At 64.4% G+C, this 5027-nt stretch carries 6 protein-coding genes; 4 read left to right on the forward strand and 2 right to left on the reverse strand.

Features of this window, described 5'->3' with window-relative positions:
* The coding region (locus tag EN745_RS29825) for a YbjN domain-containing protein (RefSeq protein ID WP_127422898.1) at positions 1-359 on the reverse strand (359 nt) is incomplete at its 3' end.
* A gap of 316 nt (positions 360-675) precedes the next feature.
* Positions 676-978 carry an accessory factor UbiK family protein gene (locus EN745_RS29830; protein ID WP_127422899.1) on the reverse strand — a complete coding sequence of 101 codons (303 nt, stop codon included), beginning with the start codon at positions 976-978 and terminating at the stop codon, positions 676-678.
* 131 nt (positions 979-1109) lie between these two features.
* On the opposite strand from EN745_RS29830, the gene lgt reads away from it, so the two are divergent.
* The 4 genes from lgt to EN745_RS29850 all read left to right on the forward strand — a co-directional run.
* Positions 1110-1964: a prolipoprotein diacylglyceryl transferase gene (gene lgt / locus EN745_RS29835; RefSeq protein ID WP_126058691.1), complete on the forward strand. Its 855-nt coding sequence runs from the start codon at positions 1110-1112 to the stop codon at positions 1962-1964.
* On the forward strand, positions 1961-3031 hold the full coding sequence (locus tag EN745_RS29840) for a class I SAM-dependent methyltransferase (RefSeq protein WP_127422900.1): 1071 nt from the start codon (positions 1961-1963) through the stop codon (positions 3029-3031). Before lgt ends, EN745_RS29840 begins: the two co-directional genes overlap by 4 nt.
* Positions 3032-3129: 98 nt before the next feature.
* The gene (gene pgeF, locus EN745_RS29845; protein WP_126058689.1) at positions 3130-3924 is read left to right on the forward strand and encodes a peptidoglycan editing factor PgeF; all 795 of its coding nucleotides are present in this window, start codon (positions 3130-3132) and stop codon (positions 3922-3924) included.
* Positions 3924-5027 (forward strand): Xaa-Pro peptidase family protein (locus EN745_RS29850; RefSeq protein WP_145992206.1); only part of this gene is annotated, 1104 nt, incomplete at its 3' end. The genes pgeF and EN745_RS29850, both read left to right, overlap by 1 nt.

Consider the following 5027-nt stretch of genomic DNA (forward strand, 5'->3'; position numbering starts at 1 on the left):
CTGGACGGCTCGACCCCGCCGGCAAGCAGCAGCGACTGGCGGAACATGATCGCGCCTTCCTGCTCCCACAGGTCGAAATGGCCGAACAGCATCTGTTCGTTGATCAGCGACAGGAGCCGCATCACTTCCAGCGCGCGCGCTTCCGGCACCTTGATGTCGAAGGCGCAGGCCAGGTGCAGCGCCTCGAAATCCTCCATCCAGGAGAAGGAGACGTGATAGTCGGTCCAGCTTCCCGCCACCGAAATCGAAATCTCGTCGTCGCCGGCACGCTCGAACGACCAGTCATTGTTGTGCGCCACCTGCTCGATGACGTCCACCGGGTGGATTTCGCGGGAGAATTCGAGTTCGAGAAGTTCCATGGATGCTTCCTGTGTTCAGGGGAGCGCCGCACGCTCCGCGGGGCACACACGACGAACAATCTTGTCTAGAACTCGGACGGCCAGGACTTTCTCAAACGCAAAGACCCAGACCGAACCCCACCGCCCGGCGCATGATCCCTGCTTCGAATCATGCAACAAATTCAGTCTATTGATCGGGAGTCGCGTGACCAGCCCAATTTTTCGCACTGCGTCATTCGCATGTGGAAAGGCGCTGTCGCGATGATTCATGCAATGCCGGTAAGCGATTCACGGCAAAGCGCTTTTTCGGATTGTGCTTTGTGGAAAAGTTTAACGATTATTTTTTTGTTTTGGGCTTCGCCGCCGCCGCTGGTGCGGCCTGGCCGGTGAGTTCGGCAAGCTTGGCCTCGAGCGCCTCAATACGGGCGGCGAGCAGAACGTTGTCCTCCCTCGCCTTCACCGCCATCTCGCGCGCGGCCTCGAATTCCTCGCGCTGCACTACATCCATGGTATTCAGGATTCGCTCGGCCTGGCCCTTGAAGGCCGTCTCCACCTCGCGCCGCACGCCTTGCGCGGCGCCGGCGGCATCCGTCATCAGCTTGGCGAATTCATCGAGAATGCGGTTCGGTCCGGTCGACATGGCAAATCCTCGCTTGCTCGATTTGACGTAGTGGCGCGCGGCGCGGAATGCAAGCGCAGGCTTGCCTTGACCCTGCCAAAACCCTGCCGCATGGTCCGCGCCCGAAACCAGACCGCGCCCGGGAGACCCTGTTGAGCGAATATTTTCTGTTGCCGCTGACCTCCCTGCCCTTCCCCAACATCGATCCGGTCATCGTCCAGATCGGCCCGCTGGCGGTGCACTGGTACGGCGTCGGCTACATCGTCGGCATCCTCTTTGCCTGGTGGTACGCCAAGCGCCTGGTCACCAATGCAAGACTGTGGCCCGACGGCGCCTTGCCGATGAAGCCGGAGGATCTGGACGACTTCATCGTCTGGGCAGCGATCGGCGTCGTGGTCGGCGGGCGAACCGGCTATGTGCTGTTCTACGACCTGCCGCGCTACATCGCGCATCCGCTGGATATCGTCGCCGTCTGGCAGGGCGGCATGTCGTTTCACGGCGGCCTGCTCGGCGTCATCCTGGCGATGACCCTGTTTTCGCTCAAGCGCGGTATCCGCACGTGGACGTTGTTCGACGTCGTATCGGCCGGCGTGCCGGTCGGGCTTGGCCTCGTGCGCGTCGCCAACTTCATCAACTCCGAGCTCTGGGGCCGGCCAACCGACGTGCCATGGGCGGTGGAGTTTCCCAATGGCGGACCGTTTTCGCGCCATCCGAGCCAGATCTATGAAGCCCTGCTCGAGGGCCTGGTGCTGTTCCTCGTGCTGCGCTTCCTCACCCATTCCAGGCTGAAGCTGAAGACGCCGCGCTTCGTCGGCGGCGCCTTCATCTGTGGCTATGGCCTGTCGCGCATCTTCGTCGAGTTCTTCCGCGAGCCCGACCAGCAGCTCGGCTATCTGCTGGGCACCAACTGGCTGACCATGGGCATGATCCTGTCGACGCCCATGGTGCTGGCCGGCATCTGGGCGATGGCCACCGCCAGGCCGGTGACGCAGACGCAACCGGCATGACGCGGCTGAAGACCCGCATCATCGATCTCATCGGCAGGGTGGGGCCGATCCCCGTCAGCGAATACATGGCGCTGTGCCTTTTCGACCCCGAGGACGGTTACTACACCACGCGCGAGCCTTTCGGCGCCGCGGGCGACTTCGTCACCGCGCCGGAGATCAGCCAGATGTTCGGCGAGCTGGTCGCCGTCTGGCTCTACCAGGCCTGGCAGGCGGCTGGCCGGCCTCTGCCCGCCACCGTCGCCGAGATCGGCCCCGGCCGCGGCACGCTGATGCAGGACTTGCTGCGCACCTTCCTGCGCCTCGATCCCGCTTTCGCAGGCGGCGCCACCTTCGCCATGATCGAGGCAAGCCCGCGCCTGACCGAAATCCAGCAGCGGACGCTCACCCGCCAGCCGGTGAGACTCGACTGGCACGAAACCGTCGAAACGTTGCCGAAGGCGCCACTCTTCATCGTCGGCAACGAACTGTTCGACGCCGTGCCCATCCGCCAGTTCGTCCGCAGCGGTGCCGGCTGGCGCGAACGGATGATCGGCCTCGACGATGACGATGGCCTGCGCTTCTTCGCCGGCGCAGGCTCGGTCGATCCGTCCCTGGTGCCCGACGACGCCGAGGACGCGCCGCAAGGCGCGATCGTCGAACTGGCGCCGGCCCGCGCCGCGCTGATGGGAACGATCGCTGAGCGGATAGCGGGGCACGGCGGCGCCGGCCTTTTCATCGACTACGGCCATCTCCGGCCTGGCATCGGCGACACGCTGCAGGCCTTGCGCAAGCATGATCACGACAACGTGCTGGCCAATCCGGGCGAAGCGGACCTCACCGCGCACGTCGATTTCGCCGCCCTGGCAGCGACCGCCCGGGCGCACGGCCTCAATGTCGAAACGACCACGCAGGGCGATTTCCTGCTCGGCATGGGCCTGCTCGAAAGGGCGGGATCGCTGGGCGCTAAGGCGGATGGAAAGTCGCGGCAAGCCATTTCCGACGCCGTTGAGCGGCTGGCTGGGCATGATGCTATGGGGGAGTTGTTCAAGGTCCTGAAAATCCTGCCTAAGGCCGGTCCAGTCTCTTGAGCCAAGGCGGGCGGCCGGGTTGCGAACCCGGTCGCGCGACGGGCTCTTGTCCGAACTTCACCTTGACGAAATCGCCGGCGCGGACAACAAACCCATCCATGCTCAATCAGACCAAACCGGATCCTGTTCGCTCACCCTTGCTCGAAGCGGCGAAAGCCAGGGGCATCCGCCACGGCTACTTCACCCGTATCGGCGGCGTCTCCGACGGCATCTATCGCGGCCTCAACATCGGCACCGGCTCGAATGACGATCAGGAGCGCGTCAAAGAGAACCGCCGCCGCGTCGCCGAATGGATGGGGGTGCCGGCCAGCCATCTGCTGACCGCGCATCAGGTCCACTCGCCCGATGTCGTCATCGCCAGGGAGCCCTTTGCCGGCCCTCGTCCCACGGCCGACGCCATCGTCACCGACCGGCCGGGCATAGCTGTCGGCGCCTCGACAGCCGATTGCGGGCCGGTGCTGTTCGCCGACACCGAGGCGCGCGTCGTCGGCGCCGCGCATGCCGGCTGGAAAGGCGCCTTCGCCGGCGTGCTCGAAAACACGGTCGCGGCGATGGAAGGCCTCGGCGCACGCCGCGAGCGTATCGTTGCCGTTCTCGGACCGTCGATCGGGCCGGAGAACTACGAGGTCGGACCCGAATTCATCTCGCGTTTCGTCGACGCCGATGCCGGCAACATCAGCTATTTCGCGCCATCGGCCAAACCCGGCCATGCGCTGTTCGACCTCAACCTCTATACGGTCGACCGGCTGAGAAAGACGGGCGTCACCGCCGAGGGTCTCGGCCGCTGCACTTACACTGAAGAACACCTTTTCTATTCCTACCGGCGCACCACCCATCGCAAGGAAGCGGATTACGGACGCCAGGTTTCGGCAATTGTTTTGGAGAAAGAATAATGGCGCTGCACTTCGAACGATCGGAATTCGACGCGCGGCGTGACCGGCTGATCATCGAGATGACGGAGAAGAAGCTCGATGCCGTGCTCCTGTTCGCGCAGGAGAGCATGTATTGGCTGACCGGATACGACACGTTCGGCTTTTGCTTCTTCCAGTGCCTGGTGGTGAAGGCCGACGGGTCGATGGTGCTGCTGACCCGCTCGGCCGATCTCAGGCAGGCGCGCCAAACCTCGATCATCGACAACATCGTCCTGTGGACCGACCGCGACGGCGCCAACCCGGCGATCGACCTGCGCAACCTGCTCAACGAGCTCGACCTGCTCGGCGCCCGCATCGGCGTCGAATACGACACCCATGGCCTGACGGCGTACAACGGCCGCCGCCTCGACGAGCAACTGCAGACCTTCGGCCAGATCGCCGATGCATCGGGCATCGTTGGACGGCTGCGTCTGTTCAAGAGCCCGGCCGAGATCGCCAAGTCCGAAAAGGCCGCCAGCCTGTCCGACGACGCGCTCGATGCTGCCCTGCCGCTGATCAAGCAGGGCGGCGACGAGGCGCTGATCCTTGCCGCCATGCAGGGCGCGGTCTTTGCCGGCGGCGGCGACTACCCGGCCAATGAATTCATTATCGGCTCCGGCGTCGACGCGCTGCTCTGCCGCTACAAGGCCGGGCGCCGCAAGCTGACCAAGAACGACCAGCTGACACTCGAATGGGCCGGCGTCTTCCACCACTATCACGCGCCGATGATGCGCACGGCGCTGACCGGAAGGGTCTCGAAGCGCCATCAGGAGCTGTTCGATGCTGCCCGCGCCGCGCTTCTGGCGGTGGAGAAGGCGATGACGCCCGGCAACACCTTCGGCGACGTCTTCGACACGCATGCCCGAACGCTCGAAGCCCACAACCTGACCAAGCACCGGCTGAACGCCTGCGGCTATTCGGTCGGCGCCCGCTTCACACCGTCATGGATGGACATGCCGATGTTCTATCAGGGCAATCCCGAGCCGATCGCGCCCAACATGACGCTGTTCGCCCATATGATCATTATGGACTCCGAAACCGAGACGGCGATGACCCTTGGCCGCACCTACCTCACCACCGAATCG

Source organism: Mesorhizobium sp. M4A.F.Ca.ET.022.05.2.1 (assembly GCF_003998845.1).
In the GTDB taxonomy this organism is placed as follows: domain Bacteria; phylum Pseudomonadota; class Alphaproteobacteria; order Rhizobiales; family Rhizobiaceae; genus Mesorhizobium.

Excerpts from the sequence above, each read along its gene's own strand:
- EN745_RS29830 (WP_127422899.1), bottom strand. The coding sequence starts at position 978 with ATGTCGACCGGACCGAACCGCATTCTCGATGAATTCGCCAAGCTGATG.
- EN745_RS29840 (WP_127422900.1), top strand. The coding sequence starts at position 1,961 with ATGACGCGGCTGAAGACCCGCATCATCGATCTCATCGGCAGGGTGGGG.
- pgeF (WP_126058689.1), top strand. The coding sequence starts at position 3,130 with ATGCTCAATCAGACCAAACCGGATCCTGTTCGCTCACCCTTGCTCGAA.